Here is a 25,085-nt window from a genome sequence, read left to right on the forward strand (position 1 = left end):
GCGCGCTCGTGACGACTGCTCCGACGGCACAGGCCGTCACCTGTCGTGCCTTCACCGCAATCATGGTCCGCGGCACGGACGACGGAGGCAGCAGGGGGACCATGGGGAATCAGCTGCCCACCGCGCTGGCCGCCTTCGCGGCCGGCAAGGGGTGGAACCGGGTCACCAGCGACTACGTCGCCTACCCGGCAGCCGGGGACGTGCGCTACTTCCTCGACTCGATGCCGAAGGGGCGGGTCGCCCTGGAGGCGAAGATCGACAGCTACATCGCATCCTGTCCATCGACGAAGATCGCCCTGTTCGGCTACTCGCAGGGCGCGCACATCGTCGGTGACGTCGTCGCCGGGATGTCGGCCGGCCGACGCAAGCACCTGCAGGGCGTGGGCCTCATCGGGGACCCCATGATGAACCCGGCCCTGCTGGGCAGCGTGACCGGGAACCGGGACCGTGGGGGGATGTTCGGTCGGCGCGCATCGTGGCCGAAGGAGGTCTACGTCTACGACGTGTGCAACAAGGGGGACCGCGTCTGCGCCTCGCGTGCTCTCGCCGACTCGCTGCTTTACCTGGGCGGGGCGGCGAAGGAGCACGCCGGCTACACGCGGACGACCTACTCGCCGGTCGCGGACTTCTCCGCGGCATGGCTGATCGGGCACCACGTCGCGAACCGCACGTGACCCGACACCGAACAGGGGGGCTGCTCGGGGAGGGGGGCCAGGGCCGGTGATCCGGCCCTGGCCCACCGGGCGGCGAAACTCGAGGGGCGCCCGGACCCAGCGCGCCGACACCCACTCAGCGCGCCGACACCCAGTGACCGGCGGGGGCCCAGTGACCGGCGGGGCCCAATGACCGGCGGGGCTCAGTGCAGCGACCCGGCGTCCTCGAAGGAGGCATCGTGCCGGACCTTGTCCGGCCGGTGGCCGGACGCCTGCTTGATGTCGCGACGCAGCTCCTTGGGCAGCGCGAACAGGAGCGACTCCTCGGCCGAGACCACCCGCTCGACGGTGTCGTATCCGCGCTCGGCCAGCCAGGTGAGCACGTCCCGCACGAGGACCTCCGGGACGCTCGCGCCGGAGGTGACCCCGACGGTGGACACTCCCTCGAGCCACGCCTCGTCGATCTCGTCGGCGTAGTCGACCAGGTGTGCGGCCCTGGCCCCGTGCTCGAGCGCCACCTCGACGAGCCGGACCGAGTTCGACGAGTTGCGTGAGCCGACGACGATCATCAGGTCGGTGTCCTCGGCCATCTGCTTGACCGCGCCCTGGCGGTTCTGCGTCGCATAGCAGATGTCGTCCGACGGCGGGCTCTGCAGCGCCGGGAACCGCTCCTTCAGCCGCCTGACGGTCTCCATCGTCTCGTCGACGGACAATGTGGTCTGGGAGATCCAGACGACCTTCTCCGGGTCCCGGACCGTCACCTTGGCGACGTCGTCAGGTCCACCGACGAGCTGGATGTGTTCCGGTGCCTCACCGGAGGTGCCGACGACCTCCTCGTGCCCCTCGTGCCCGATGAGCAGGATGTCGTAGTCCGAGTCCGCGTAGCGGATCGCCTCGCGGTGGACCTTGGTGACGAGCGGACAGGTGGCGTCGATCGTCTTCAGGTGCCGCGCCCGAGCCTGCTCGTGGACGACCGGGGCGACCCCGTGCGCGGAGAAGATCACCGTCGCCCCCTCGGGGACCTCGTCGGTCTCGTCGACGAAGATCGCACCCCGCTTCTCCAGGGTGGTCACGACGTGCTTGTTGTGCACGATCTGCTTGCGGACGTACACCGGCGGGCCGTAGAGCTCGAGCGCCTGCTCGACGGTCACGACAGCCCGGTCGACCCCGGCGCAGTAGCCCCGGGGGGCGGCCAGCAGGACCTTCTTCACGGGCTCAGGCATGCGTCCATCGTAAGCGCGGCGCCGCAGCCGCCGACCGGAGGCGCGCACCGGGCCGGCCGGGCCGCCGTCCCCAACGGCACGTCATACCCGCTGCCACGCCCACCACCCGAGCGCAGCCCTCTGCCCACCCGATGCGTGAACCGCCACCGCCGCTCGATGCAACTCGCGACCACACGCGTTCAGCCGGACGCGACGTCGTAGCACACCTCGACCGGGACCCCACTACGCAGGGTGTCGAGAGTGACGCACAGACGCTCGCCGCCGAGGCGGAGCCGCTCGAGCAGCCGCGTGGGTGTGCCCGGGGAGGCCTGCAGCCGGACCTCCATGCGCATCGACTCGAAGCCGACTCGGACATCCGGGTCGATGTCGAGCGTGCCGCGAGCATCGACGCAGCCGGTGACCGTGACCTCGAGCTTGTCAAGACCGACACCGAGAGCGGACGCCATCATCCGGAGCAGCCCTTCCTGGCAGGCGGCGAGTGCCGCGCACAGCATCTCACCGGGGTTCGGGCCGTCCTGCAGTCCTCCGACGGCCTCGTCGAGACCGAGTTCCCAGGAAACGCCGTATGGAGCGTCGGGATGGGCCAGATTCTCCGGCACCGTGGTGCTGTGCGACGGCTCGCGGTCCATCGGCCGGCCGGTCTGCACCCGTTTGACGATGAGGGCGGCATCCGGTTGGCGCCGGTAGAGCGCTCGTAGCGCCGCGTGTCGCTCGGCAACCGAGGTCTGGGAATTGCGCATGGCCACCTCCATGAACGGCTACTTCCATCAAGGACCATCTTTATGAACGAACGATCGTCTATCACGATACGCTCGTTCCTCTAGACTGTCCAGCATGACGGCGACGGTGGGCGGCGCTCCGCGTCAGCGACGGGCGCCGGGCGAGCGCTCGCGGGCCCGGGTCCTGGATCAGGCTGCGAGGCTCGCGACGATCGAGGGTTTGGAGGGCCTCTCGGTCGGCCGGCTGGCCAAGGCGACCCGGATGCCGAAGAGCAGCGTCTACGTGCTGTTCGGTTCGAAGGAAGAGCTCCAGCTCGCGACCGTCGACGCTGCCCGGACGAGCTTCCTGGAAGAAGTGGTCCAGCCTGCCCTGGGCACCGGTCAGCCGGGACTGGCCCGGCTGCGGGCGCTCTGCGAGGGCTATCTGTCCTACGTCGAGCGACGCGTCTTCCCGGGCGGCTGCTTCTTCGTGGCCGCCTCGGCCGAGCTCGGGGCGCGTCCCGGTCGCCTACGCGACCGTGTCGCCACCTATCAGCAGCAATGGCGCGACCTGCTCCAGGCCCAGGCACAAGCTGGAGTGGACGCAGGGGAGCTCCGCACCAGCTGCGACCCGGCGCAGCTCGCGTTCGAGCTGGGGGCGATCCTTGCCGGCACGGACATCATCAGCGTCCTGCATGACGACCAGGGCGCTGTCGAACGCGCGCGGAGAGCCATCGGCGACCGCCTTGCCCGCGAGCGACGGGATAACTCGTGAACGCGTGGTGACGGCAGGTTCGCCGGCCGCTGCCCTCGGCACGCTGTCCGTCCGAGCACCTATCGTTGCTGGCATGAGCGTGATCGACCCGTTGCCGGAGAGGGCCGCCGAGACGACCCCGGAGCATCCTTGGCCGGTGCGCGTGCTCAGCCTGAAGATCTCCGACTACGTCGACCGGATGAGCCAGCTCTGGGTCGAGGGGCAGGTCGTCCAGCTCACCCCCCGGGGGGCCACCGCCTTCCTGACGCTTCGCGACCCCGAGGTCGACATGTCGCTGCCCGTCGCGGTCCCGATGAACGCCGTCAAGGCGATGCCGGTGCCGCTCACCCAGGGTGCTCGGGTCGTCCTGCAGGCCAAGCCGACATTCTGGACGCGGCGCGGCAGCCTCCAGCTCGAGGCCCGCCAGATCCGGCCGGTGGGTATCGGGGATCTGCTGGCCAGGGTCGAGATCCTCAAGCGCACCCTTGCCGCCGAAGGGCTGTTCGACCCGCAGCGGAAGCGACCGATCCCATTCCTGCCCGGTCTCGTCGGGCTGATCACGGGCCGGGCCTCTGCGGCGGAGCGTGATGTCGTGGAGAACGCCCGCCGCCGCTGGCCTGCGGTCTGCTTCGAGGTTCGGGAGGTTGCCGTCCAGGGGCCGGGCGCCGTGGCCGAGGTGGTGACGGCGCTGCGTGAGCTGGACGCCGACCAGGCGGTCGAGGTGATCGTGATCGCCCGGGGCGGCGGGGCGCTGGAGGAGCTGCTGCCCTTCTCGAACGAGGCGATGGTCCGCGCCGTCGCCCAGGCCCGCACCCCTGTCATCAGCGCGATCGGCCACGAGGTGGACCAGCCGCTGCTCGACCTCGTCGCCGACTGGCGCGCCTCGACGCCCACCGACGCCGGCCGGCGGCTGGTTCCGGACGCGGCGCAGGAGCGCACCGCCGTCACGACCGGACGAGCCCGAATGGTCCGGGCGCTCACCCGACGGGTCGAGGCCGAGCGACGGTCGCTGCGCTCGCTACGGAGCCGACCTGTCATGGCCGACCCGGTGGCTCTGGTACGGCTGCGCCGCGCCGAGGTCGAAGCGTTGCGCGGGCGTGCCACGACCCGCATCGAGACTCGGATCCAGCGCGCCGACGACCAGGTGGCACACCTGCTCCGGCAGGTGACGGCGCTGTCCCCCCAGTCGACGCTCGAGCGTGGGTATGCCGTGGTCCAGCATCGGGACGGCCGCGTCGTCATGGACCAGCACGACGTCGGCATCGACGAGCTGCTCCGGGTGCGGGTTGCCCGCGGCGACTTCGGGGTCCGGCCGGTCGCTTCGAGCGACGAGCTCCCGGAGCTTTCCGATGCCCCCGATGACGGTCGTCGCGATAGCGCCCCGGGCCCCTCCTCTGCGCGCAACCGCCGCAAGCTGCCCGCTGCCGGCAGAGACTAGGGTTGCCCGATGGCTGACACCTCCGCCTTCGCCGACATCGCCGACCTGCGCTACGAGGCCGCCCGCGAGGAGCTGATCGCGATCGTGGCCAAGCTCGAGGCCGGTCAGGCCCCCCTCGAGGAGTCCATGCAGCTGTGGCGCCGGGGCGAGGCGCTCGCGGCGCACTGCCAGCGCTGGCTCGACGGGGCGCAGGCCGAGATCGAGCGGGCGGCACGGCCCGAGACCGCCGAGGGGATCCATGCCGACGACGCCGTCTTCGACGAGGAAGGCTGAACCTGGCGACGTCCGGCGCCGCCCTGTGGACAGCCGCGGCGGCAGGACATGCACTGCGGCGATACCCATGAGAGCGTTTGCTGCGTTCTGTTCCGATCCGACAGGGGTCCCGATCGTTACGACTCGCTGGTCGATGCCGTATGCCGCCGTGCTGGCTGCCGCTCTGACACTGGGGCCTGCTCGGGCGGCAGCTCGGCCCCGGCTGACCCGGCCCCGGTGCCGAGGGCGTCCCCGAGCACGACAGGCACGCCCGGCCCCACACCGAGCACCTCGTCGCCGAACGCGGCACCAACGACGGAGCAGGACTCGGTTCTGGCGAGGATTCCCAAGGAGGCCCGCGCCGAGACGCAGGCAGGCGCGGCCGCCTTCATGCGGTTCCAGGTCGTCGAGCCGTGGAAGAAGGCGGGCACGACCTGCCACACCGACGTGGCGCCGGGGGCCCGTCCGACGATCTCGATGGCCGCCGGTCACCACGATCACGGTCAAGGAGGCCCGCGCGGTCCTCGTCAACCAGTGACCCCTCACGACGCAGGCTTGACCCGCTGCAACGCGGCCACGAAGGTCCTCAGCCCGTCCTCCGGCCCGGTCGTGATCGCGGTGATCGTCAAGGCGTCCTCACCGGACCCCTTGAGCGCGTAGGCGAACCGTGCGCCGGAGTCGACGACGTAACGCTCCCACGTCCTCCGCCCGATCTGCACCTGGCCGGACGGCTCGCCGTCGTTGACCGACCGGGACAGCCACCCCGAGGTGACCCCGACCGCCTGCTTGAGTGCGATGTCCGAACCGTCCGGAGCCGACCATACGGTGGTGAAGGTGCGCACCTTGTCCGTCATCGGCGAGTCGGTCGCCACGGTCGCGAACCAGCCCGCCCCGAGCCCCGTCGGCAGCTCGACCGGCCAGCCGGTCTGCGCGGCGACGTAGGCCGCCTTGCCCGCGGCGTCCACCGGGGGCCGGTCCACGTGGCTGACCCGAGGGACGATCGCGATGAGCGCCGCGACGATGACGCCCAGGACGAGCATCGAGCGCACCATGTTGGGCAACGAGCCCATCGAGTAGGCGCTGCGTCGGGACTGCGTAGTGGTCACCGGGCCATCCTCCCCGACCCCGTCGCCGGGGCCAAACCAACCCTCCGATGCACCGATAGAGTTGGTCAGCCCACCGCCGCACCGACGAAGGACTCGATGATGAGAGCCAGCACCCCCGATCGCAACCTCGCCCTCGAGCTCGTCCGGGTCACCGAGGCGGCGGCGATGGCCGGCGGCAGATGGGTCGGGCGCGGCGAGAAGAACAAGGCCGACGGCGCCGCCGTCGAGGCGATGCGGGCGATGATCTCCACGGTCAGCATGAACGGCATCGTCGTGATCGGCGAGGGCGAGAAGGACAACGCCCCGATGCTCTTCAACGGGGAGCACGTCGGCGACGGCACCGGGCTCGAGTACGACGTCGCCGTCGACCCGATCGACGGCACGACCCTCACCGCCAAGGGCATGCCCAACGCCGTGTCCGTGATGGCCGTGGCCGCCCGCGGCGCGATGTACGACCCCTCGGCAGTCTTCTACATGGACAAGCTCGCCACCGGTCCCGACGCCGCCGACGTCGTCGACATCCGCCTGCCGGTCGCCGAGAACATCCGGCGCGTGGCCAAGGCAAAGCGGGAGACTCCTGCCGACGTCACCGTCGTGATCCTCGACCGGGCTCGCCACGAACATCTGGCCAGCGAGATCCGCGAGACCGGCGCCCGGATCCGCTACATCACCGACGGCGACGTCGCCGGCGCCGTCATGGCGGCGCGTCCCAACACCGGCGTGGACCTGCTGCTGGGCATCGGGGGCACCCCCGAGGGCATCATCGCGGCCTGCGCGATCAAGTGCGTGGGCGGCGTGATCCAGGGCAAGCTCTGGCCGAGGGACGACGCGGAGCGGCAGAAGGCCATCGACGCCGGGCACGACCTCGACCGGGTCCTGTCGACCGACGAGCTCGTCAGGGGCGACTGCTACTTCGTCGCGACCGGCATCACCGACGGCGAGCTGCTCCGGGGAGTTCGCTACGGCAGCAACTCCGCTCGCACCCACTCGCTCGTGATGCGCTCGCGCAGCGGCACCATCCGCACCATCGAGAGCGAGCACAACTTCAGCCGACCCGGATGGTTCGGCGCACCCGATATGATCAGGGACTGACGATGCGCTCCCTCGTCATCGGTGAGGCACTCATCGACCGGGTGACCAGCCCCGATGGTGCCGTCGCGGAGCATGTCGGTGGCAGCCCGGCCAACGTCGCGATCGGGCTGGCCGCCCTCGGCCACGACGTCGAGCTCGCGACCTGGCTCGGCCCGGACGCCCACGGCGCCCGTATCGAGCAGGTATGCCGCACCCGCGGCGTCGCGCTGACCCCGGGCTCGCACGGGGCCGGGTCCACCCCGGTTGCGCACGCCACCCTCGACGAGCAGGGGTCTGCGACCTACACCTTCGACCTCGAGTGGGCACCCGAGACCTTCCCGACAGCGGACTCGTACGGACACGTCCACACCGGCAGCATCGGCGCGGTCCTGCAACCCGGCGCGACGTCGGTGCGACGCTTCCTGCAGCAGGCCCGAGCGGGCGCGACGATCTCCTACGACCCCAACCTGCGACCCGACCTGATGACCCTGGACGAGGCCGCTGCCGCGGTCGCCGGCCTGCTCACCCTGGCCGACGTGGTCAAGGCAAGCGACGAGGACCTCGCCTGGCTCTCGCCCGGGTCGCCGGTGGAGCAGGTGGCGAAGGAGTGGGCCACCCTCGGGCCCGCCCTGGTCGTGATCACGCTCGGTGGCGCCGGCGCCTTCGTCCGGGTCGGCCGTTCCGGCGAGCAGGCCCGCCTGCCGGCGGGCGTGGTGCGGCTCGTCGACACGGTCGGCGCCGGCGACTCGTTCATGGCGGGCCTGGTCTCGGGGCTGCTCGACGGTGGGCTGCTAGGCTCCCCCGACGCCCGGCAGCGGTTGCGCGCGGCCACTCTGGAGCAGGTCCTCCCGGCGGTCGAACGGGCCCTGGCGACCGCTGCTCGCACGGTGTCGGTCGCCGGCGCCCACGCCCCGACCCGCGCGGAGCTGGGCTGACCCGGCGACCCGTCAGAGGTGGGGCCGCAGCTGGCGTCCGCCGATCACGAGCGCCCGCCGACTGCGGGCGAACCCAAGCACGAGGTCCGGGATGTCGCCCAGCTCGGACGGGTGGGCGGCATACCGGCCGTACGGCTGCCCCCGGAGGCCGATCGAGAGCACAGTCCTGCCGGCAGCTACCACCGCGACCAAGGTCGCGTATCCGGACGGCCATTCCGCTCACCCGCCTCACGTCGCACGTCATGTCGCACGGCCGAACCCCGCCCTGCGCAGCGCATGCCGCCTTCGCGACTTGACCTGCGACCTGACCGGCAACGCCCCGCCGGTTGTGCGGCAGGGTGTCAGGCGCTCGCAGCCTCCCGCGCCCTGGCGCGGGCGAGCGAGCTGCGACGGTCGTCCTCCGCCTCCCGCGCGATCTCGGCGGCCCGGTCCTCGTCCCGGGTCAGGCAGGTGCCCGTCTGCGGGTCGAAGACATGCATCGCGGCCGGGTCGAAGGCGAAGGCCGCGTCGTCGCCCTCGCGGATACGGGACCTGGCATCGAGGTTGACGACCAGCTGGGTGCGCATCCCCTCCCCGTCGAGGTCCCGGTCGAGCTCCTCCAGCAGTGCCTGCACGCTCGGGTCCGGCTCGAAGGGGATGTAGGCGTACTGCTCGTTGCCGAGCCACTCGGTGACATCGACGGTCGCGTCGAACCGCGCTCCCCCGGTGACGTCCCCGAGGCTGGCGTCCTTGATGTGCTCGGGTCGCAGGCCCACGATGACGACGTCCATGCCGGCCACCTTGCCGGCCAGGTCCGCCGCGACCGGCACGTCGCCGAACGGGAGGGTGAGCCGGCCGTCGCCGACCCGGGCGGGCAGGAAGTTCATCGGCGGGCTCCCGATGAAGCCGGCGACGAACAGGTTGACCGGCTGGTCGTAGAGCTCGCGGGGCGAGGCGCACTGCTGCAGCACGCCCTTCTTGAGCACCGCGACGCGGTCGCCCAGCGTCATCGCCTCGATCTGGTCGTGGGTGACGTAGATCGTGGTGACGCCGAGGCGCCGCTGCATCCGGGCGATCTCGGTGCGCATCTGGCCACGCAGCTTGGCGTCGAGGTTGGACAGCGGCTCGTCGAACAGGAACGCGTCGGCGTCGCGCACGATGGCGCGGCCCATCGCGACCCGCTGGCGCTGCCCGCCGGAGAGGTTGGACGGCTTGCGCTCGAGGTGCTCGGTCAGCTCGAGCATGCCGGCCGCCTGGGTCACCTTGTCGCGGATCTGCGCCTCGGTGTGCTTTCCCTTGGCCAGGCGCAGCGGGAAGGCGATGTTCTCGAAGACGGTCAGGTGCGGGTAGAGGGCGTAGTTCTGGAAGACCATCGACAGGTTGCGGTCGCGCGGGGCGAGGTCGTTGACCCGGTTGCCGTTGATCAACAGGTCGCCCGAGGTGATGTCCTCGAGACCCACCACCATGCGCAGCAGGGTCGACTTGCCACAGCCGGAGGGTCCGACGAGGATCATGAACTCGCCGTCGGCGATGTCGAGCGACACGTCGTTGACCGCGGGGAACCCGTCGCCGTACCTCTTGACGAGGTGGGTCAGCACGATCTCGGCCATTGGTTCTCAGCTCCTTTTCGTCACGCGCACGGTCGGCCTCAGCCCTTGACCGCGCCCGAGGTCAGGCCAGCGACGATCCGGCGCTGGAAGATCAGGACGAGGATGACGACCGGGATCGTCACGACCACGGCGGCCGCCATGATGCCACCGGTGGGCTGCTCGAACTGGGAGGCGCCGGTGAAGAAGGCCAGCGCCGCCGGCACCGTGCGCGCCCGGTCGGAGGTCAGCGAGATCGCGAAGACGAAGTCGTTCCACGCCGTGAAGAAGGTGATGATGCCCGTCGTGAAGACCCCGGGCGCGGCGAGCGGCACGATGACCTTGCGGAAGGCCTGCCAGGTCGTCGCCCCGTCGACCTGGGCGGCCTGTTCCATCTCCCAGGGGATCTGCTGGAAGAACGCCGCGAGGATCCAGATCGACAGCGGCAGGGTCAGCGCCAGGTACGGGATGATCAGGCCGGGGATCGTGTCGAACAGGCCGACGTTGCGCCAGACGTCGAACAGCGGGGTGACCATCGCGATCACCGGGAAGAACGAGACGCCCAGCGCGGTCGTCAGGATCATCCGCTTGCCGGGGAACTGCAGCCGGGCGATCGCGTAGGCGCAGAAGGTGGCGAGCACGACGCTGATCACGGTCGCGGACAGGCACACGACGATGGAGTTGCGCAGCGCCGGCAGGAACAGGTCGGACGCGCCGCCGGTGAAGATCAGCTGGTAGTTCTCCCAGCTGATCTGCTTGGGCCAGAAGTTGCCGAGGGTGTTCGCGTCTGCGCTGGCGAGGGCATCCGTGCTCTTCAGCGAGAGCGCCAGCGTCCAGAGCAGCGGGATCAACGTCCAGATCATGATCGGGATCGCGATGAGCGAGTACGTCCCGGTCCCCTTGACGTCGTCTCTGATGGCCATGGTCAGCTCCTCCCGCCGGCCAGGTCGACCTTGAACACCCTGACGAACAGCCACGCGATGAGCAGCACGAACAGGAACAGCAGCACGGCCAGGGCCGATCCCATCCCGATCTCCACCCGGTCGATCGTCTGGTTGTAGGTGAGCACGGACAGCGACGAGGTGTTGTTGGCGCCCCCGGTCATGATGAAGATGTTGTCGAAGATGCGGAAGGCATCCAGCGTCCGGAACAGCAGGGCGACCATGATGGCCGCCTTCATGTTCGGCAGGATCACGCGCGTCAGGCGCTGCCAGTACGTGGCGCCGTCGACCTCGGCGGCCTCCTCCATGGCGGTGTCGATCTGGGCGAGACCGGCGAGCAGGAGCAGCGACATGAAGGGCGTGGTCTTCCAGATCTCGGACAGGCAGATCACGAAGATCGAGCCCCAGAACCCACCGAACCAGTCGGTGCCCGCGTCGATGCCCGGCAGCCAGGCGAACCAGTGGTTGATGTACCCGGTGTCGGTCCGGAACGCGTAGAGCCATGAGAACGCGGAGACGACGGTGATGATCGCGTACGGGATCAGCACGATGGTGCGCAGCGTGCGCCGCGGGATGACGACCTTGTGCATCACCATCGCGATGATCATGCCGATGACGAACTCGACGACGACGGTGATCACGGTGATCAGGGCGGTTACCCCGGTGGCCTGCCAGAAGATCGGGTCGGTCAGCGCGACAGCATAGTTGCCGAGGAACGTGAAGTGCCGGTTCTCGGGGTCGGTCAGCCGGTAGGCGAAGAACGAGTTCCAGATCGCCTGCAGGATCGGGTAGCCGGTGACGGCCACCATGATGACGAACGCGGGCATGGCCAGACGCCAGCCGAGGTTGCGCTCGGCCCTGGAACGGTCGGACAGGTGCGAGCCCGCCGGTCGGCGGGGCGGCGTGGCAGGCTGCCCGGACGGGTCGGTGTCGACCGGTGTGGCGCTCACAGCAGGGCCTCCCCCTTCAGGACGGACTCGATCAGGTCCTGCGCCTGTCGCGGTGTGGTGGCCGGGTCGACCGAGTCCGGCGGGCTGAAGACCCGCTGGATCGCGCTCGACACGTCGCCGTAGTACTGCGTGATCGGCCGGGGGGCACCACCGTCGAGCGACTCACGGATCAGGTCGGCCATCGGGAACTGCTTGCGGATCGCGGGGTCGTCGTAGACGGTCTTGTTCGCGGCCGGGTTGCCGGTGCTCTTCATGTAGAGCGTCTGGTGCTCGGGGGTGATGATGCATTTGATCGCGTCCCACGCCTCGGGCTGGTGCGTGCTGGCAGCGTTGACCCCGAGCTCGATGCCGCCGAACGGCGGCCGGCTCTCCTTGCCCTCGACGGTGCGGGGGTAGCGCGCCCAGCCGACATCGTCGATCCAGTCGACGTTCTTGCCCGGCAGGGCGGCCCACACATACGGCCAGTTGACGAGGAACCCGCTCGTCGCGTCGTTGGAGAACAGGTCGAGCGCCCCGGTCTCGTCCAGCGAGCCCATGGCCGGCCCCGCGACGCCCGCCTGGGCGACCTTCTGGATGACGGCCGCCGCCTCCTGCCCGGCCGGGCTGTCCAGTCCGAACCTGAGCTCGTCTGCGCTGGCCCCCGGGTTCTCGATGATGTGCCCGCCGGCGCCCTCGATGAGGGCGTTGATCCAGACCATGTAGCCCTCGTAGCGACGGGCCTGCACGCCGATGGTCTTCTGCTGCGACTTCGCGGCGGCGATGAGCTGGTCCCACGTCACGGGCTTGTTCATGTCGAGGCCCGCTGCCTGTGCCACCGACTTGCGGTACCAGAGCACCTGGGTGTTCGCCCACATCGGGGCGGCGACGAGCCGGCCCCTCCAGGTCGAGGCCTGCACCGCCGGCCGGACCGCGTCCTTGGTCATCGTGTCGGCGTCGGCGGCCGGTACCGGCGCGAGGAACCCGGCCTGGGCGAACTCGGCCACGAAGACCGGGTCCATCGACATGAGGTCCATTCCGGTGTCCTTGGCGGCCAGCCGACGCAGCAGCTGCTGGCGCTGGTCGCTGGCGCTGTTGGGCAGCAGCTGGATCTGGATGGAGTAGCGGCCGTCGGCCGCGTCGGTGCACTCCTTGGCCAGCTGCGCCTGTCCGCCCTTGGTGGGGTCGGACCCGCCACCGTCGGGGTTGATGTACCAGGTCAGCACGGGGGCCCCGGATCCGACTGCCGCGGTGCAGGCCGACAGCGCCAGCCCCGCTACCGTGGCGAGCGCCGCGACCATGGCCACGCTGCGGGGCTTCCGGCTCGGACCGGCCACCTAGGCTCCTCCCGTCGAGCCGGGGACCAGCTCCAGACGAGGCGGCACTCCGGCGACTTGGTACGCGTGTCTGCCCACCTTCCTACCTCAGCGGGCCGAGGTGTGCCACCAGGCGCGCCGGTCGTAGTCTGGTCCCTGCGGTCCTGCCGTCCGAGCCAGGAGTCCCAAGGTGACCGAGTTCGCGTACGAAGACATGCTGCCGACCGGGGCGGACGACACGCCCTACCGACTCCTGACCACCGACGGGGTCCGTACGGTCGACGGGCCCGGCGGGCGCACCTTCCTGGAGGTCGACCCCGAGCCGCTGCGGCTGCTGACCGAGACCGCGATGCACGACATCGCGCACTTCCTGCGGCCGGCCCACCTGCAGCAGCTGCGCAGCATCCTCGATGACCCGGAGGCGAGCAACAACGACAAGTTCGTGGCGCTCGACCTGCTCAAGAACGCGAACATCGCGGCGGGCGGCGTGCTGCCGATGTGCCAGGACACCGGCACGGCGGTCGTCATGGGCAAGCGCGGCCAGCATGTGCTCACGCACGGCAGTCAGAATGGTGACGAGGAGTCAATAGCGAAGGGCGTGTATGACGCCTACACCCGCCTCAACCTGCGCTACAGCCAGATGGCACCCCTGTCGATGTGGGACGAGCGCAACACCGGCTCCAACCTGCCTGCCCAGATCGAGCTCTACGCGGACACGGCCGCCGGCCACGAGACGAGCTACAAGTTCCTCTTCATGGCCAAGGGCGGCGGCTCGGCGAACAAGAGCTTCCTCTACCAGGAGACCAAGGCCATCCTGAACGAGGAGGCGATGCTGCGCTTCCTCGACGAGAAGCTGCGCTCGCTGGGCACGGCCGCCTGCCCGCCGTACCACCTGGCCATCGTCATCGGCGGCACCAGCGCCGAGTTCGCCCTGAAGACGGCCAAGTACGCGAGCGCCAAGTACCTCGACACGCTGCCGACGAGCGGCTCTCCGACGGCGCACGGCTTCCGCGACCCCGGCCTCGAGCAGCGGGTCCTCGAGCTGACCCGCGGCTTCGGGATCGGCGCCCAGTTCGGGGGCAAGTACTTCTGCCACGACGTCCGCGTGGTGCGCCTGCCCCGCCACGGCGCGTCCCTGCCGGTCGCCGTCGCGGTCTCGTGCTCGGCCGACCGCCAGGTGCTCGGCCGGATCACCCCCGACGGCGTCTTCATCGAGCAGCTCGAGACCGACCCGGCCCGGTTCCTACCGGACGCGACCCACGAAGCGCTCGCCGAGCTCGGCGACGCGGCCGACGACGCGGTCGGCGTCTCCTCGACCAGCCGCAACGTGGTCGTCCGGATCGACCTGGCCCGGCCGATGGACGAGATCCGCGCCGAGCTGACGAGGCACCCGGTCAAGACCCGGCTGTCGCTGAGCGGCCCGCTCGTCGTCGCCCGCGACATCGCCCACGCGAAGATCAAGGAGCGCCTCGACGCGGGCGAGCCGATGCCGCAGTACCTGCGCGACCACCCGGTGTACTACGCCGGGCCGGCGAAGACCCCGCCGGGCATGGCCTCCGGCTCGTTCGGGCCGACGACGGCCGGCCGGATGGACTCGTACGTCGACCAGTTCCAGGCCGCGGGGGGCTCACTGGTCATGCTGGCCAAGGGCAACCGGAGCCAGCAGGTGATCGACGCCTGCCGCAAGCACGGCGGCTTCTACCTCGGGTCCATCGGGGGCCCTGCCGCTCGTCTGGCCCAGGACTGCATCAAGCGCGTGGAGGTCCTCGAGTACGAGGAGCTCGGCATGGAGGCCGTCTGGCGGATCGAGGTCGAGGACTTCCCGGCCTTCGTCGTCGTGGACGACAAGGGCAACGACTTCTTCGCAACGGTCAGCAGGCCGGTCGCCCTCACCATCACCACCCGGGAAGGACTGAAATGACGGACAAGATCGAGAACCCGACCGACTTCGCGGACCTGCTGGAGAACAACCGGCACTATGCCGACAACTTCCACATGGCCGGCTTCGACGGCATCGCGAGGTCCGGCGTCGCCATCGTGACGTGCATGGACTCGCGGATCGACCCGCTCGGCCTGGTCGGCCTCGAGCCGGGCGACGCCAAGATCTTCCGCAACCCCGGCGGGCGCATCACCGTCCAGGCGCTCGAGGCGCTGGTGCTCTCGACCTACCTGCTCAACGTCAACCGCATCCTCGTCGTGCCGCACACCAAGTGCGCGATGGGCAAGAACACCGAGAACGAGCTGCGGGCGACGATCGGCGAGCTCGCCGGCAAGGACGCCTCGTGGATGAGCTTCAGCGTCGTCGACGACCAGGAGCAGAAGCTGCGCGAGGACCTCAGGAAGATCCGGTCGCACCCCCTGATCCCCGACTCGACCCTGGTGGGCGGGTTCATCTACGACGTCGACACCGGCCTGCTGCGCGAGGTGAGCTAGACCCGCGAGGTGAGGTAGAGCCTGTCGGGTCGCCCCACCGGCTCAGTCGAGCGCAGCGACACTCCGCTCGAGCGTGAGCTCGTCGCGGACCACGTCGACGAGACGATCGGCGAGCTGCTGGGCCAGCCGGCCGTCCTCGGCCTCGACCATCACCCGTACGACCGGCTCGGTGCCGGACTTGCGCAGCAGCACCCGGCCCCGATCCCCCAGCTCCGCCTCGGCGGCCCGGACCGCGGCCGCCACCCCCGCGTTGTCGTCCAGCGCCGCCTTGTCGACGCCTCGGACGTTGACCAGCACCTGCGGGAAGTGCCTCATCACACCGGCCAGCTCGGCCAGGGACCGCCCGGTCTCGGCCAGGCGCGAGGCCAGCATGAGGCCGGTGAGCTCGCCGTCGCCGGTGGTCGCGTGGTCGAGCAGGACCACATGGCCGGACTGCTCGCCGCCGAGCGCGTAGCCGCCCTCCTTCATCGCCTCGAGGACGTAACGGTCGCCGACGGCCGTCTGGACGACGTCGATCCCGGCCGCGCCGAGGGCCTGGATCATCCCGAGGTTGGACATCACGGTCGCCACGAGCGTGTCGCCGGGCAGCACCCCGCGCTCCTTCATCGCCAGCGCGAGGACGGCCATGATCTGGTCGCCGTCGACCAGCGCGCCGGTCGCGTCGACCGCCAGGCACCGGTCGGCATCCCCGTCGAAGGCCAGGCCAAGGTCGGCGCCGACCCGCACCACCGTGTCCTTGAGGTTCTCGACGTGGGTCGAACCGTAGTTGTCGTTGATGTTCAGGCCGTCGGGCGTACCACCGATCTGGGTGACCCTCGCCCCGGCCTCCGCGAAGACCCGCGGCGCCACCTCGGACGCGGCACCGTGTGCCGTGTCGAGGACGATGTGCAGCCCGTCGAGGCGATGGGGCAGCACGGAGAGCAGGTGCCTGACGTAGCGGTCGGCGGCGTCCGGCAGGGAACCGATCCGACCGACGTCGCGGCCGACCGGGCGCTGCCAGTCCGCGCGCATCCGCGCCTCGATCCGGTCCTCCAGGTCGTCGGCCAGCTTCTGGCCGCCACGGGCGAAGAACTTGATCCCGTTGTCGGGCATCGGGTTGTGCGAGGCGGAGAGCATCACGCCGAGGTCGGCACACTGCTCGGCGACCAGGTAGGCGACGGCCGGGGTGGGCAGGACGCCGGCGTCGCGCACGTCGACCCCGGCGGAGGCGAGGCCGGCCACCGTGGCCGCCTCGAGGAACTCGCCCGACGCGCGCGGGTCGCGCCCCACGACCGCGACCGGACGGTGCCCGTTGAACTCCCCCACCTCGGCGAGCACGTGCGCCGCGGCGACCGACAGGTCCAGCGCCAGCTCCGCGGTGATGTCCTTGTTCGCGGTGCCACGCACCCCGTCAGTGCCGAAAAGTCGCGCCACTGGGTCCTGCCTTTCGTTGCTGGTGCGCCGGGGTGGCGCCGGAGCGCCGCGCACCAAGGACAAACTACCCCTGACGCGGACCGCCCCGAGGATCCCTCGAGGTCGTCCGCTGGTAGGCGGCTCGGCGGCATACCAGGGCAGGTGACCGAGCCGCGCGCCGAGTCAGCGCTTCGAGTACTGCGGGGCCTTGCGGGCCTTCTTCAGCCCGGCCTTCTTGCGCTCGGGGACGCGCGCGTCGCGGGTGAGGAAGCCGGCCTTCTTCAGGGCCGGACGGTTCAGCTCGGTGTCGACCTCGTTGAGCGAGCGGGCGACGCCGAGGCGGACCGCGCCGGCCTGCCCGGACGGGCCACCGCCGTGGACCCGGACGAGCACGTCGTAGGAGCCCTCGAGCTCGAGGAGGGTCAGCGGCTCGCGCACGATCTGCTGGTGCACCTTGTTGGGGAAGTAGTCCTGCAGCGTGCGGCCGTTGATCTTCCACTCGCCGCTGCCCGGGACGATCCGCACCCGGGCGATGGCCTGCTTGCGGCGGCCGGTGCCGCCACCCGGGGTCGAGACCTGGCGCGTCGGCCGGGCCTCGCCGGCGACGGGCGCCTCCGACTCCGAGGTGTACTCGGTCAGCTGCGGCTCGTCGGTCTCGAGGACGTCCTCGTTCACGATGTCAGTCATGGGTTCTCTTTCTGCGCAGTCGATGCGGGCCGGCGCTTACTGCGCGACCTGGGAGATCTCGAAGGGGACGGGTCGCTGGGCCGCGTGCGGGTGCTCGGCGCCGCGGTAGACCTTGAGCTTGGACAGCTGCTGGCGGGCGAGGCTGTTCTTGGGGAGCATGCCGCGGACCGCCTTCTCGACGGCCTTCTCCGGGTGCTTGGCGAGCAGGTCGGTGTACGAGGTCGCCTTGAGCCCGCCCGGGAAGCCGGAGTGGTGGTAGGCCTTCTTCTGCTCGGCCTTGGCGCCGGTCAGGGCGACCTTCTCGGCGTTGACGATGATGACGTAGTCGCCGGTGTCGACGTGTGCCGCGAACTGCGGCTTGTGCTTGCCCCGCAGCAGGACCGCGGCCTGGCTCGCCAGCCGGCCGAGCACGACGTCGGTCGCGTCGATGACGTGCCACGTGCGAGTTACCTCGCCGGGCTTCGGGGTGTAGGTGCGCAATGGAGTCTGCCTCTGCTTCCGTTGGGTGCCGTATGCCGCTGAGCCGGCTCCGCGCGGACGCCCACCCTCGGAGGTGGCGGGCACCCGACGCCGCTCTGCGGCACAACCCCACCAATGTTACGGACGGTCGGGGCGGGTGCCCAAATCGGGGCGCTGCGGCCGGGAAACCCTGGTTGACCTGCGCAGACGTCTCGCCGTCGGACAACCCACCAGTGGTTGTACACGCGAACTGTGCAAAGGTAATGTGCACACATGCCGGCAGACGAGGCCCTCAGCACGCTCGCCCATCCGCTGCGGGGGCGCCTGGTCCGGCAGCTGCGGGTGGGCGGGCCGGCGACCGCGACCGAGCTGGCCCGTACCCTCGGGACGAACTCCGGTGCGACGAGCTACCACCTGCGCCGGCTCGAGGCGGCGGGCCTGGTGGTCGACACCGGCGAAGGCAGCGGCCGGCGCCGGCTGTGGCGCGCGCTCGACCGGCACCGCGAGTGGTACCCGGGCGAGGTGGCCGGCGACGCGGACTCGGAGAGCGCCCTCGGGTTCCTCGCCCGGGACTATGCGGCGCACTTCGGGGAGCAGTACGACCGCTGGCTCGACGTCGCGAGCGGCTGGCCGCTCCCGTGGCAGGACGCGTGCACGCCGCGCGACGCGACGGTCCTGGTGACCACCGAGCAGCTGGCTGCGATGACGGCCGAGATCGCCGCGGTCGCGGAGCGCTACCGCCGGGTCGGCCAGGGCAACCCGACCGCCCGGCGCGTGGCGGCGTATGCGTTCACCTACCCGCTCGACCTGGACCGGCCGCCCCTCGCCTGACCGATCGACAGTGCACCATTCCCGATCGACAGGGCAACAATCCCGATCGACAGGGTAGCAATGCCGATCGACAGTGCACTCGCGGCGCGCACCCCGGCTCAGGCCGTGATCTCGTCGAGCGCCGCGAGGTCCTCGGCCGACGGCTCCCACCGGCCGGCGCGCACGTTCTCGGCGACCTGCTCCGGGCGGGTGGCCCCGGCGATGACCGAGGCGACCGCCGGCTGTGCGGACAGCCCGCCGATCGCGACGTCGACGGGCTGCAGGCCGCGCTGGGCGGCATACGCCTCGACGGCCTCGATGGTGTCCCAGTCCGCATCGGCGAGCCGGTCGTGCTGACCGGCCAGGCGCGTCCCGCCGGGGGCGGCCTCGCCGCGGCGGTACTTGCCCGTGAGCAGGCCCGAGGCGAGCGGGTAGAACGGCAGCAGCCCGACACCGACGTGCTCGCAGGCCGGCACGAGCTCGTCCTCGACGTCGCGCTGCAGCAGCGAGTACTCGTTCTGCGCCGAGACGAACGGGGTGAACCCGTCGGCCCGCGCGACCCAGTCGGCCTCGACGACCTGCCAGCCCGCGAAGTTGCTCGACCCGAGGTAGCGCACCTTGCCCTCGACGACGAGCTCGTGCAGCGCGGCCAGTGTCTCGTCCAGCGGCGTCACGGGGTCGGGCTCGTGGTACTGGTAGAGGTCGACCCAGTCGCTGCCGAGCCGGCGCAGGCTCGCCTCGACGGCCTTGCGGATGTAGCGCCGCGAGCCTCGCGCTCCCCAGTCCGGCCCGTTCGCGCCCTGCATGTCCATGCCGAACTTCGTTGCCACCACGACGTTCTCGCGCTCCCGGCCAAGTGCACGCCCGAGCAGCTCCTCGCTGGCGCCGAGCCCGTAGATGTCGGCGGTGTCGAAGAGCGTGATGCCGGCGTCGAGGGCTGCCCGGACGACGGCATCGGTCCCCTCGGCATCGAGCCGGCGCCCGAAGTTGTTGCAGCCGAGGCCGACCGTCGAGACGGTCAGGCCGCTGTCGCCGAGCTGTCGGTAGGTCATCTCCGGGGTGCTCACAGGCTCAACCTATCCCCGGTGAGGACGCGTCGGCCTCACCCGAGCGGGTGACCGGTCAGCAACGGGACGACGCGGTCCGCCGCGGCTCGGGCGCCATCGCGCGGCACGCCCCGGTAGCGCGGCGTTCGGGACAGCCGGTCCACGAGCGCGTCGGCCAGCAGCCGGGGTGTTGTCGACGCGAAGTCCATCGGCCGCCCGGTCCAGGTGTTCTCCCCACAGAGGTCAGCCCGCCGCGCCGATGGTCATCGCAAGGACCCGGGCACGCGGGAGCCGGGTGAGGTCCGCCCCGTCGAGGAGCAGCTTGGCCCCCCGGACTCCGGCCCCGATGACAACGAGCCCGGCCGACGCAACGTGCTCGTCAACCAGGACCGGCCAGTCGTCCGGCAGCCCGACCGGGGTGATCCCACCTTGCTGCATCCCGGTCAGCTGCTCGGCCCTGGCCTGGTCGGCGAACGAGATCCTGCGGACCCCGAGATGCTTGCGGACCGTCCGGTTGATGTCGGCCCGATCGGTCGCGAGCACCATCACCGCCGCCAGGGTCGTGATCTCACCACGCCGGCCCTCGACGACGACGCAGTTGGCCGAGGCCTCCGGCGCGACGTCGTAGGCCTGGCAGAACGCGGCCGTGTCCGCCAGGCTCGCGTCGATCTGCGCCACGCGTGCGCCGGGCACCTGCCCGAGCGCCCGGGCCACGGGCGGCGCAAGCAGGGCCGGGTGCTCGGCGGCGGGCAGCCAGGTGAGGTTTCCTTCGGGGGAGGCCATGCCAGCACTCTAGGCACACGCCTCGCTACTGCCGGCGCGCCACCTGTGCGTTGGTGACGTCCTGGCGACACCAACCACGCACACCGGACCCGCCCTGCCTCATGACGCGGCCCCGAGGTCACGCACGACGACGGCCGCCGGGACTGGCCGCGCACGACGCCAGCCGGTGCCGGCCCACAGCGCGAACCACTGCGGGTCCTCGGCCGCCGCAGCGGCGCGCCGCAGCCCCCGGGTCACCTTGTTGACCTCGGGGTAGGCCGCCGGGGCGTGTCCGTCGTGGGCCCGGAGGAAGTCGTTGACGAGGGACCGGGCCAGCCGTCCCGAGAAGGCCCGCGTCACGGCGGTGTCCGTGAACGACGGGTCGGTCAGGGCGCGGCGGTGCACGAGGTGGGTCCCGGCCTCGGGGCACAGCAGCAGCAGCGTCCCGATCTGGACGGCGTCGGCCCCGGCCGCCCGCACCCGCGCGGCCCGCTCGGGTGTGGCCACGCCGCCGGCCGCGACGACCGGCAGGGCGACCGCCGACCGGACCGACGAGACAAGGTCGAGGAGGTCGTCGCCGGACGGCTCCTTCGACTCGTCGAGCGTGCCGCGGTGGCCACCCGCGTCCGGCCCCTGGACGCACAGCGCGTCGACGTCGTGACCGGCTGCCGCACGAGCCTCCTCCACGTCGGTGACGGTCACGACCACCTGGGTGCCGGACCGTTGGATCTCGTGGATCACGTCGCCGCTGGGCAGGCCGAAGGTGAAGGAGACGACCGGCACCCGCTCGCGGATGACCAGGTCGACCTTGCGGTCCCAGTCGTCCGTGTCGTCGGGGCCGGCCTCGGCAAGCTCGGCTCCCAGCCGCGCCGCGTCCGCTGCCAGCCGGTCGCGGTAGGCGCTCACCGCCATGGCACGTGCGGTGCCGTCGAGCGGGCGCGGCCGGGGGGCATACGTGTCGGCGGTCGCGGGGACGAACAGGTTCACGCCGAAGGGGCGCTCGGTGCGGGCCCACACCTCCGCGATCTGCTCCTGCAGGGCAGCCGCATCGAGCATCCCCCCGGCGAGGAAGCCGAGCCCACCCGCGTCCGAGACCGCCGCGGCGAGCTCGGGAGTGCTCGGCCCGCCCGCCATCGGTGCGCCGACGACGGGGACATCGAGTTCGCTGACGACCATGACGAGACGCTATCGCCTGCGACCGCAGGGAGCGAGTGGCAACCAGCCGCCCCCACGCGGACGGTCGGCGGGCGCGGAGCGCGCTGAGCGGCATACCCACTCGGGTCAGCGGGGACGCAGCACCCGCCCCTCGTCCCAGACCGGCTCGTCCGACTCGTACACCCGCCCGTCCGCTCCGAAGACCAGGAACCGGTCGAAGCCGCGGGCGAACCAGCGGTCGTGGGTCACCGCGACGACGGTGCCCTCGAAGCCCGCCAGACCGTCCTCGAGCGCCTCGGCCGACTGGAGGTCGAGGTTGTCGGTCGGCTCGTCGAGCAGCAGCAGCGTCGCACCGGACAGCTCGAGCAGCAGGATCTGGAAGCGCGCCTGCTGTCCGCCCGAAAGGGAGTCGAAGGTCTGCTCGCCCGACCGGGCGAGCTCGTAGCGGTCGAGCGCCCGCGCCGCCTCCTCACGGGGTTTGCCGGCACGGTGCTCGTCGCCGCGGTGCAGGATCTCGAGCAACGTGCGGCCCAGCAGACCGGGATGCTCGTGGGTCTGGGCGAACCAGCCCGGCCGGACCCGCGAGCCGAGCCGGACCAGGCCGGTGTGCGGGACCGGCGCCGGCCGGACGTCGCCGACGGGCCGGTGCTCGGGCTCCGGGTCGCTGCCGCCGGCGGCGAGCAGCCGCAGGAAGTGCGACTTGCCCGAGCCGTTCGAGCCGAGCACGGCGACCCGCTCGCCGAACCACACCTGCAGGTCGAACGGCTTCATCAGACCGGTCAGCTCGAGCTGCTCGGCGACCACGGCACGCTTGGCGGTGCGGCCGCCGGTCAGGCGCATCCGCACCCGCTGGCGCAGCGGCACGGCCTCCGGTGGGCCGGCGTCCTCGAACCGGCGCAACCGGGTCTGGGCGGCCTGGTAGCGCGGCGCCATGGCCGAGTTGTAGGCGGCCTTCTGCTTGTACAGCTGCACCAGCGCCCGGAGCTTGGCCCGCTCCTCGTCCCAGCGCCTGCGCAGCTCATCGAGCCGGGCGTTGCGGTCGGCGCGCGCAGCGGCGTAGGTGGCGAAGCCGGCGGGGTGCACCCACAGGGTGGCACCGGCGGCGCCCGGTTCGAGAGTCGCGATGCGAGTCGCCACGCGCGCCAGCAGCTCGCGGTCGTGGCTGATGAACAGGATCGTCTTGGGCGAGCCGACGAGGGCCTGCTCGAGCCAGCGCTTCGCCCGCACGTCGAGGTAGTTGTCCGGCTCGTCGAGCAGCAGCACCTCCTCCGGACCGCGGAGCAGGGCCTCGATGACGAGCCGCTTCTGCTCGCCGCCGGACAGCGTCGCGACCCGGCGCCACCGCGCCTTCTCGTGGGGGACGCCGAGCGCGGCCATGGTCACCTGGTCCCAGAGCGTCTCCTGCTCGTACCCGCCCGCCTCGCCCCACTCGACGAGCGCGTGCGCGTAGGCCATCTGGTCGGACTCGGAGTCGCGCTCCATCATGAGCAGCTCGGTGCGGTCGATCTCCTCGGCGGCCAGGCGGATCCGCTCCGGGGCCACCGAGACGAGCAGGTCCCGCACGGTCGAGGCGTCGCGCACCGAGCCGACGAACTGGCGCATCACCCCGAGTCCCCCCGAACGGGACACCGCGCCCTCGTGAGCGGGCAGGTCCCCGGAGATGATCCGGGTGAGCGTCGTCTTGCCGGTGCCGTTCGGCCCGATCAGGGCGACCTTGGCACCCTCGCCGACCCGGAGCGAGACGTCGCTGAGCAGCGGTCGGCCGTCCGGCAGCGAGAAGAAGACGGAGCTGACGTCGATGTGGCCCACGAGCGTCCATCGTGACGGATGCCGGGTGTCGCCGTCACGCGGTTATCGGGCCACCGGGCTGCCCGGCGCGTCCCGGCGCGCCCGCGTCCGGTCGGCCCGTGCGGCGAGCTGCGGGTCCTCGGGGTAGACGACCTCCTCGAGGCTCAGCCCACGGGCGGGCATCACGAGGACCTCGCCGGCCCGCTCGGTGCGCTCCTGCAGCCGGGCCGGCCACCTGACGTCGCGCCGCCCCTCCCCGACCGCCACGACTGCCCCGACGAGGGAGCGGACCATCGAGTGGCAGAAGGCGTCGGCCCGCACGGTCGCCGCGAGGACCCCGTCGGGCAGACGCACCCACGAGAGCTCGAGCAGCGTCCGCGTCGTCGTGGCTCCCTCCCGGCGCTTGCAGAACGCCGCGAAGTCCTTCAGGCCCAGCAGCGTGCGTGAGGCCGCGTTCATCTCGCCGACGTCCAGGACCCGCCGCCACGAGACCGTGTCACGCCTGCGCAGGGGGTCGTGAGCGGCATCCGGGTCGGCCAAGCGGTAGAGGTAGCGGCGGTGCAGCGCCGCGAATCGCGCGTCGAACCCGGTCGGCGCCCGGCTGACCGCCCGCACCACGACGTCATCGGGGAGTATGCCGCCCAGCCGGCTGACGAGGGCACCCTCGGGGGTGCGCGTGGACCGTCCGGGCAGGGCCGCCAGCGCGATCGGGTCCAGATCGACGTGGGCGACCTGCCCACGGGCATGCACGCCGGCGTCGGTGCGACCGGCGACCGTGATGCGCACCGGTTCGGCGGCCCGCAGCAGGGTGGTCAGGGCCGAGGCCAGCACGCCCTCGACGGTCCGGCGCCCGGGCTGCGCGGCCCAGCCGGAGAAGTCCGTCCCGTCGTAGGCCAGGTCGAGACGCAGCCGCACGGTGCCCGCCTCGCTCATGCCGGCGAGCCTAGCCGTATCACCGCAGCGTCAACCGGCTCTGCCGGATACACGTCTTACAGACAGCGCCGGACCGGCAGCCAGCCGGCCGGTGAACGAAAAAGGGGGCTCATCATGAGGACCAAGAACCGCCGCCGGCTCGGTGCCGTCACCCTGGCCGCGGCCCTCGCCGCACCGCTCGGTCTCGCCGCGACGACGGGCACCGCGACGGCCGCGCCGTACTGCGGGATCCATTGGGGGTCGCTGCCCAAGACCTCCTCGAACATGACCACCGCTGCCGTCACCGGGGTGCGGTCCGGTCGGCACGAGTGCTACGACCGGATCGTGTTCGACCTGGGCCGCGGCAAGGGCAAGGTGGGCTACAACGTCCGCTACGTGGGCACCGTCACTGGCCCGGGAAGCGGGCTGCCGGTGCCGGTCAGCGGGGGCGCGCGGATCCAGGTCACGGTCAACGCACCGGCCACCAAGCGCATACCGGCGAGCGGCACGATCAACTACACCGGCTGGGAGACCTTCCGGCAGCTCAAGTGGGTGGCCAGCTTCGAGGGCTACACCGACTTCGGGCTCGGTGTCCGGGCCCGGCTGCCCATGCGGGTCTTCGTGCTGAGCGGTCCCGACGGCGGCCAGCGGCTCGTCGTCGACGTCGCCCACCGTTGGTAGCCCGTCGACAGTGCAGCAATCCCGATCGACAGTGCACCAATCCCGATCGACAGTGCACCAATCCCGATCGAAAGTGCACTCT

The 25,085-nt window shown here is 71.2% G+C and carries 27 protein-coding genes; 10 read left to right on the forward strand and 17 right to left on the reverse strand.

The features are described 5' to 3' along the window. Nucleotides 1–674 (forward strand): cutinase family protein (locus WMI84_RS07945; RefSeq protein WP_347351979.1); only part of this gene is annotated, 674 nt, incomplete at its 5' end. A 182-nt stretch (nt 675–856) separates the two neighbouring features. Here WMI84_RS07945 and WMI84_RS07950 read toward each other — a convergent pair. Together WMI84_RS07950 and WMI84_RS07955 are read right to left on the reverse strand one after the other, a co-directional pair. Beyond that, nucleotides 857–1,876, reverse strand: coding sequence for a 4-hydroxy-3-methylbut-2-enyl diphosphate reductase (locus WMI84_RS07950; protein ID WP_347351981.1), 1,020 nt, complete (start codon nt 1,874–1,876; stop codon nt 857–859). Between the two features lie 179 nt (nt 1,877–2,055). Then, a complete protein-coding gene (locus WMI84_RS07955) occupies nt 2,056–2,616 on the reverse strand; it encodes an OsmC family protein (RefSeq protein ID WP_347351983.1) in 561 nt (186 codons plus the stop codon). A 94-nt stretch (nt 2,617–2,710) separates the two neighbouring features. Between WMI84_RS07955 and WMI84_RS07960 the strand changes: the two genes are divergently transcribed. The 3 genes from WMI84_RS07960 (at nt 2,711) to WMI84_RS07970 (ending at nt 5,039) form a co-directional block, all read left to right on the forward strand. Further along, nucleotides 2,711–3,349 carry a TetR/AcrR family transcriptional regulator gene (locus WMI84_RS07960; protein WP_347351985.1) on the forward strand — a complete coding sequence of 213 codons (639 nt, stop codon included), beginning with the start codon at nt 2,711–2,713 and terminating at the stop codon, nt 3,347–3,349. Nucleotides 3,350–3,422: 73 nt separating this feature from the next. After that, on the forward strand, nt 3,423–4,766 hold the full coding sequence (gene xseA / locus WMI84_RS07965) for an exodeoxyribonuclease VII large subunit (RefSeq protein WP_347351987.1): 1,344 nt from the start codon (nt 3,423–3,425) through the stop codon (nt 4,764–4,766). Between the two features lie 9 nt (nt 4,767–4,775). Further along, nucleotides 4,776–5,039: an exodeoxyribonuclease VII small subunit gene (locus WMI84_RS07970; RefSeq protein ID WP_347351989.1), complete on the forward strand. Its 264-nt coding sequence runs from the start codon at nt 4,776–4,778 to the stop codon at nt 5,037–5,039. A gap of 521 nt (nt 5,040–5,560) precedes the next feature. Here the strand turns inward: WMI84_RS07970 and WMI84_RS07975 are convergent. Next, the gene (locus WMI84_RS07975) at nt 5,561–6,124 is read right to left on the reverse strand and encodes a DUF4245 domain-containing protein (RefSeq protein ID WP_347351991.1); all 564 of its coding nucleotides are present in this window, start codon (nt 6,122–6,124) and stop codon (nt 5,561–5,563) included. Between the two features lie 99 nt (nt 6,125–6,223). Between WMI84_RS07975 and glpX the strand changes: the two genes are divergently transcribed. After that, nucleotides 6,224–7,216: a class II fructose-bisphosphatase gene (gene glpX, locus WMI84_RS07980; protein ID WP_347351993.1), complete on the forward strand. Its 993-nt coding sequence runs from the start codon at nt 6,224–6,226 to the stop codon at nt 7,214–7,216. A 2-nt stretch (nt 7,217–7,218) separates the two neighbouring features. Then, a complete protein-coding gene (locus WMI84_RS07985; protein ID WP_347351995.1) occupies nt 7,219–8,130 on the forward strand; it encodes a carbohydrate kinase in 912 nt (303 codons plus the stop codon). 12 nt (nt 8,131–8,142) lie between these two features. Here WMI84_RS07985 and WMI84_RS07990 read toward each other — a convergent pair whose 3' ends face one another. The 5 genes from WMI84_RS07990 to WMI84_RS08010 all read right to left on the reverse strand — a co-directional run bounded on the left by WMI84_RS07990 (nt 8,143) and on the right by WMI84_RS08010 (nt 12,899). Next, complete coding sequence (locus WMI84_RS07990; RefSeq protein WP_347351997.1) at nt 8,143–8,313, reverse strand: hypothetical protein; 171 nt, start codon at nt 8,311–8,313, stop codon at nt 8,143–8,145. 158 nt (nt 8,314–8,471) lie between these two features. Beyond that, nucleotides 8,472–9,719: a sn-glycerol-3-phosphate ABC transporter ATP-binding protein UgpC gene (gene ugpC / locus WMI84_RS07995; RefSeq protein WP_347351999.1), complete on the reverse strand. Its 1,248-nt coding sequence runs from the start codon at nt 9,717–9,719 to the stop codon at nt 8,472–8,474. Nucleotides 9,720–9,757: 38 nt separating this feature from the next. Next, nucleotides 9,758–10,618 carry a carbohydrate ABC transporter permease gene (locus WMI84_RS08000; protein ID WP_347352000.1) on the reverse strand — a complete coding sequence of 287 codons (861 nt, stop codon included), beginning with the start codon at nt 10,616–10,618 and terminating at the stop codon, nt 9,758–9,760. Nucleotides 10,619–10,620: 2 nt separating this feature from the next. Next, nucleotides 10,621–11,463, reverse strand: coding sequence for a sugar ABC transporter permease (locus WMI84_RS08005; protein ID WP_347352024.1), 843 nt, complete (start codon nt 11,461–11,463; stop codon nt 10,621–10,623). Nucleotides 11,464–11,582: 119 nt separating this feature from the next. Then, a complete protein-coding gene (locus tag WMI84_RS08010) occupies nt 11,583–12,899 on the reverse strand; it encodes an extracellular solute-binding protein (protein ID WP_347352002.1) in 1,317 nt (438 codons plus the stop codon). Between the two features lie 169 nt (nt 12,900–13,068). Between WMI84_RS08010 and WMI84_RS08015 the strand changes: the two genes are divergently transcribed. Continuing rightward, nucleotides 13,069–14,799 (forward strand): fumarate hydratase, encoded by a 1,731-nt coding sequence (locus WMI84_RS08015; protein ID WP_347352004.1) that lies wholly within the window; start codon nt 13,069–13,071, stop codon nt 14,797–14,799. Further along, entirely contained in the window at nt 14,796–15,311 is a 516-nt protein-coding gene (locus WMI84_RS08020; RefSeq protein ID WP_347352006.1) for a carbonic anhydrase, read from the forward strand. The genes WMI84_RS08015 and WMI84_RS08020 overlap by 4 nt, the downstream gene beginning before the upstream one ends. Before the next feature lie 42 nt (nt 15,312–15,353). Here WMI84_RS08020 and glmM read toward each other — a convergent pair whose 3' ends face one another. The 3 genes from glmM to rplM form a co-directional block, all read right to left on the reverse strand. Beyond that, nucleotides 15,354–16,724: a phosphoglucosamine mutase gene (glmM, locus tag WMI84_RS08025; RefSeq protein WP_347352007.1), complete on the reverse strand. Its 1,371-nt coding sequence runs from the start codon at nt 16,722–16,724 to the stop codon at nt 15,354–15,356. A 162-nt stretch (nt 16,725–16,886) separates the two neighbouring features. Then, complete coding sequence (gene rpsI / locus WMI84_RS08030; RefSeq protein WP_347352009.1) at nt 16,887–17,390, reverse strand: 30S ribosomal protein S9; 504 nt, start codon at nt 17,388–17,390, stop codon at nt 16,887–16,889. Nucleotides 17,391–17,426: 36 nt separating this feature from the next. Next, a complete protein-coding gene (rplM, locus tag WMI84_RS08035; protein ID WP_347352026.1) occupies nt 17,427–17,870 on the reverse strand; it encodes a 50S ribosomal protein L13 in 444 nt (147 codons plus the stop codon). 252 nt (nt 17,871–18,122) lie between these two features. On the opposite strand from rplM, the gene WMI84_RS08040 reads away from it, so the two are divergent. Continuing rightward, on the forward strand, nt 18,123–18,680 hold the full coding sequence (locus WMI84_RS08040; protein WP_347352010.1) for a helix-turn-helix domain-containing protein: 558 nt from the start codon (nt 18,123–18,125) through the stop codon (nt 18,678–18,680). Between the two features lie 98 nt (nt 18,681–18,778). Here WMI84_RS08040 and WMI84_RS08045 read toward each other — a convergent pair whose 3' ends face one another. The 6 genes from WMI84_RS08045 to WMI84_RS08070 all read right to left on the reverse strand — a co-directional run bounded on the left by WMI84_RS08045 (nt 18,779) and on the right by WMI84_RS08070 (nt 24,343). Next, on the reverse strand, nt 18,779–19,711 hold the full coding sequence (locus WMI84_RS08045) for an aldo/keto reductase (RefSeq protein ID WP_347352028.1): 933 nt from the start codon (nt 19,709–19,711) through the stop codon (nt 18,779–18,781). Between the two features lie 50 nt (nt 19,712–19,761). Then, nucleotides 19,762–19,914 carry a hypothetical protein gene (locus tag WMI84_RS08050; protein ID WP_347352012.1) on the reverse strand — a complete coding sequence of 51 codons (153 nt, stop codon included), beginning with the start codon at nt 19,912–19,914 and terminating at the stop codon, nt 19,762–19,764. Nucleotides 19,915–19,948: 34 nt separating this feature from the next. Next, nucleotides 19,949–20,488 carry a YbaK/EbsC family protein gene (locus WMI84_RS08055; RefSeq protein WP_347352014.1) on the reverse strand — a complete coding sequence of 180 codons (540 nt, stop codon included), beginning with the start codon at nt 20,486–20,488 and terminating at the stop codon, nt 19,949–19,951. Between the two features lie 99 nt (nt 20,489–20,587). Further along, complete coding sequence (locus WMI84_RS08060; protein WP_347352016.1) at nt 20,588–21,643, reverse strand: nitronate monooxygenase; 1,056 nt, start codon at nt 21,641–21,643, stop codon at nt 20,588–20,590. A 105-nt stretch (nt 21,644–21,748) separates the two neighbouring features. Beyond that, nucleotides 21,749–23,431, reverse strand: coding sequence for an ATP-binding cassette domain-containing protein (locus tag WMI84_RS08065; protein WP_347352018.1), 1,683 nt, complete (start codon nt 23,429–23,431; stop codon nt 21,749–21,751). A gap of 42 nt (nt 23,432–23,473) precedes the next feature. Beyond that, nucleotides 23,474–24,343: a tRNA pseudouridine synthase A gene (locus WMI84_RS08070; RefSeq protein WP_347352020.1), complete on the reverse strand. Its 870-nt coding sequence runs from the start codon at nt 24,341–24,343 to the stop codon at nt 23,474–23,476. A 114-nt stretch (nt 24,344–24,457) separates the two neighbouring features. On the opposite strand from WMI84_RS08070, the gene WMI84_RS08075 reads away from it, so the two are divergent. Then, a complete protein-coding gene (locus WMI84_RS08075; protein WP_347352022.1) occupies nt 24,458–25,003 on the forward strand; it encodes a hypothetical protein in 546 nt (181 codons plus the stop codon). Nucleotides 25,004–25,085 lie beyond the last annotated feature (82 nt).

It is taken from the genome of Intrasporangium sp., from assembly GCF_039812505.1.
Classification (GTDB): domain Bacteria; phylum Actinomycetota; class Actinomycetes; order Actinomycetales; family Dermatophilaceae; genus Intrasporangium_A.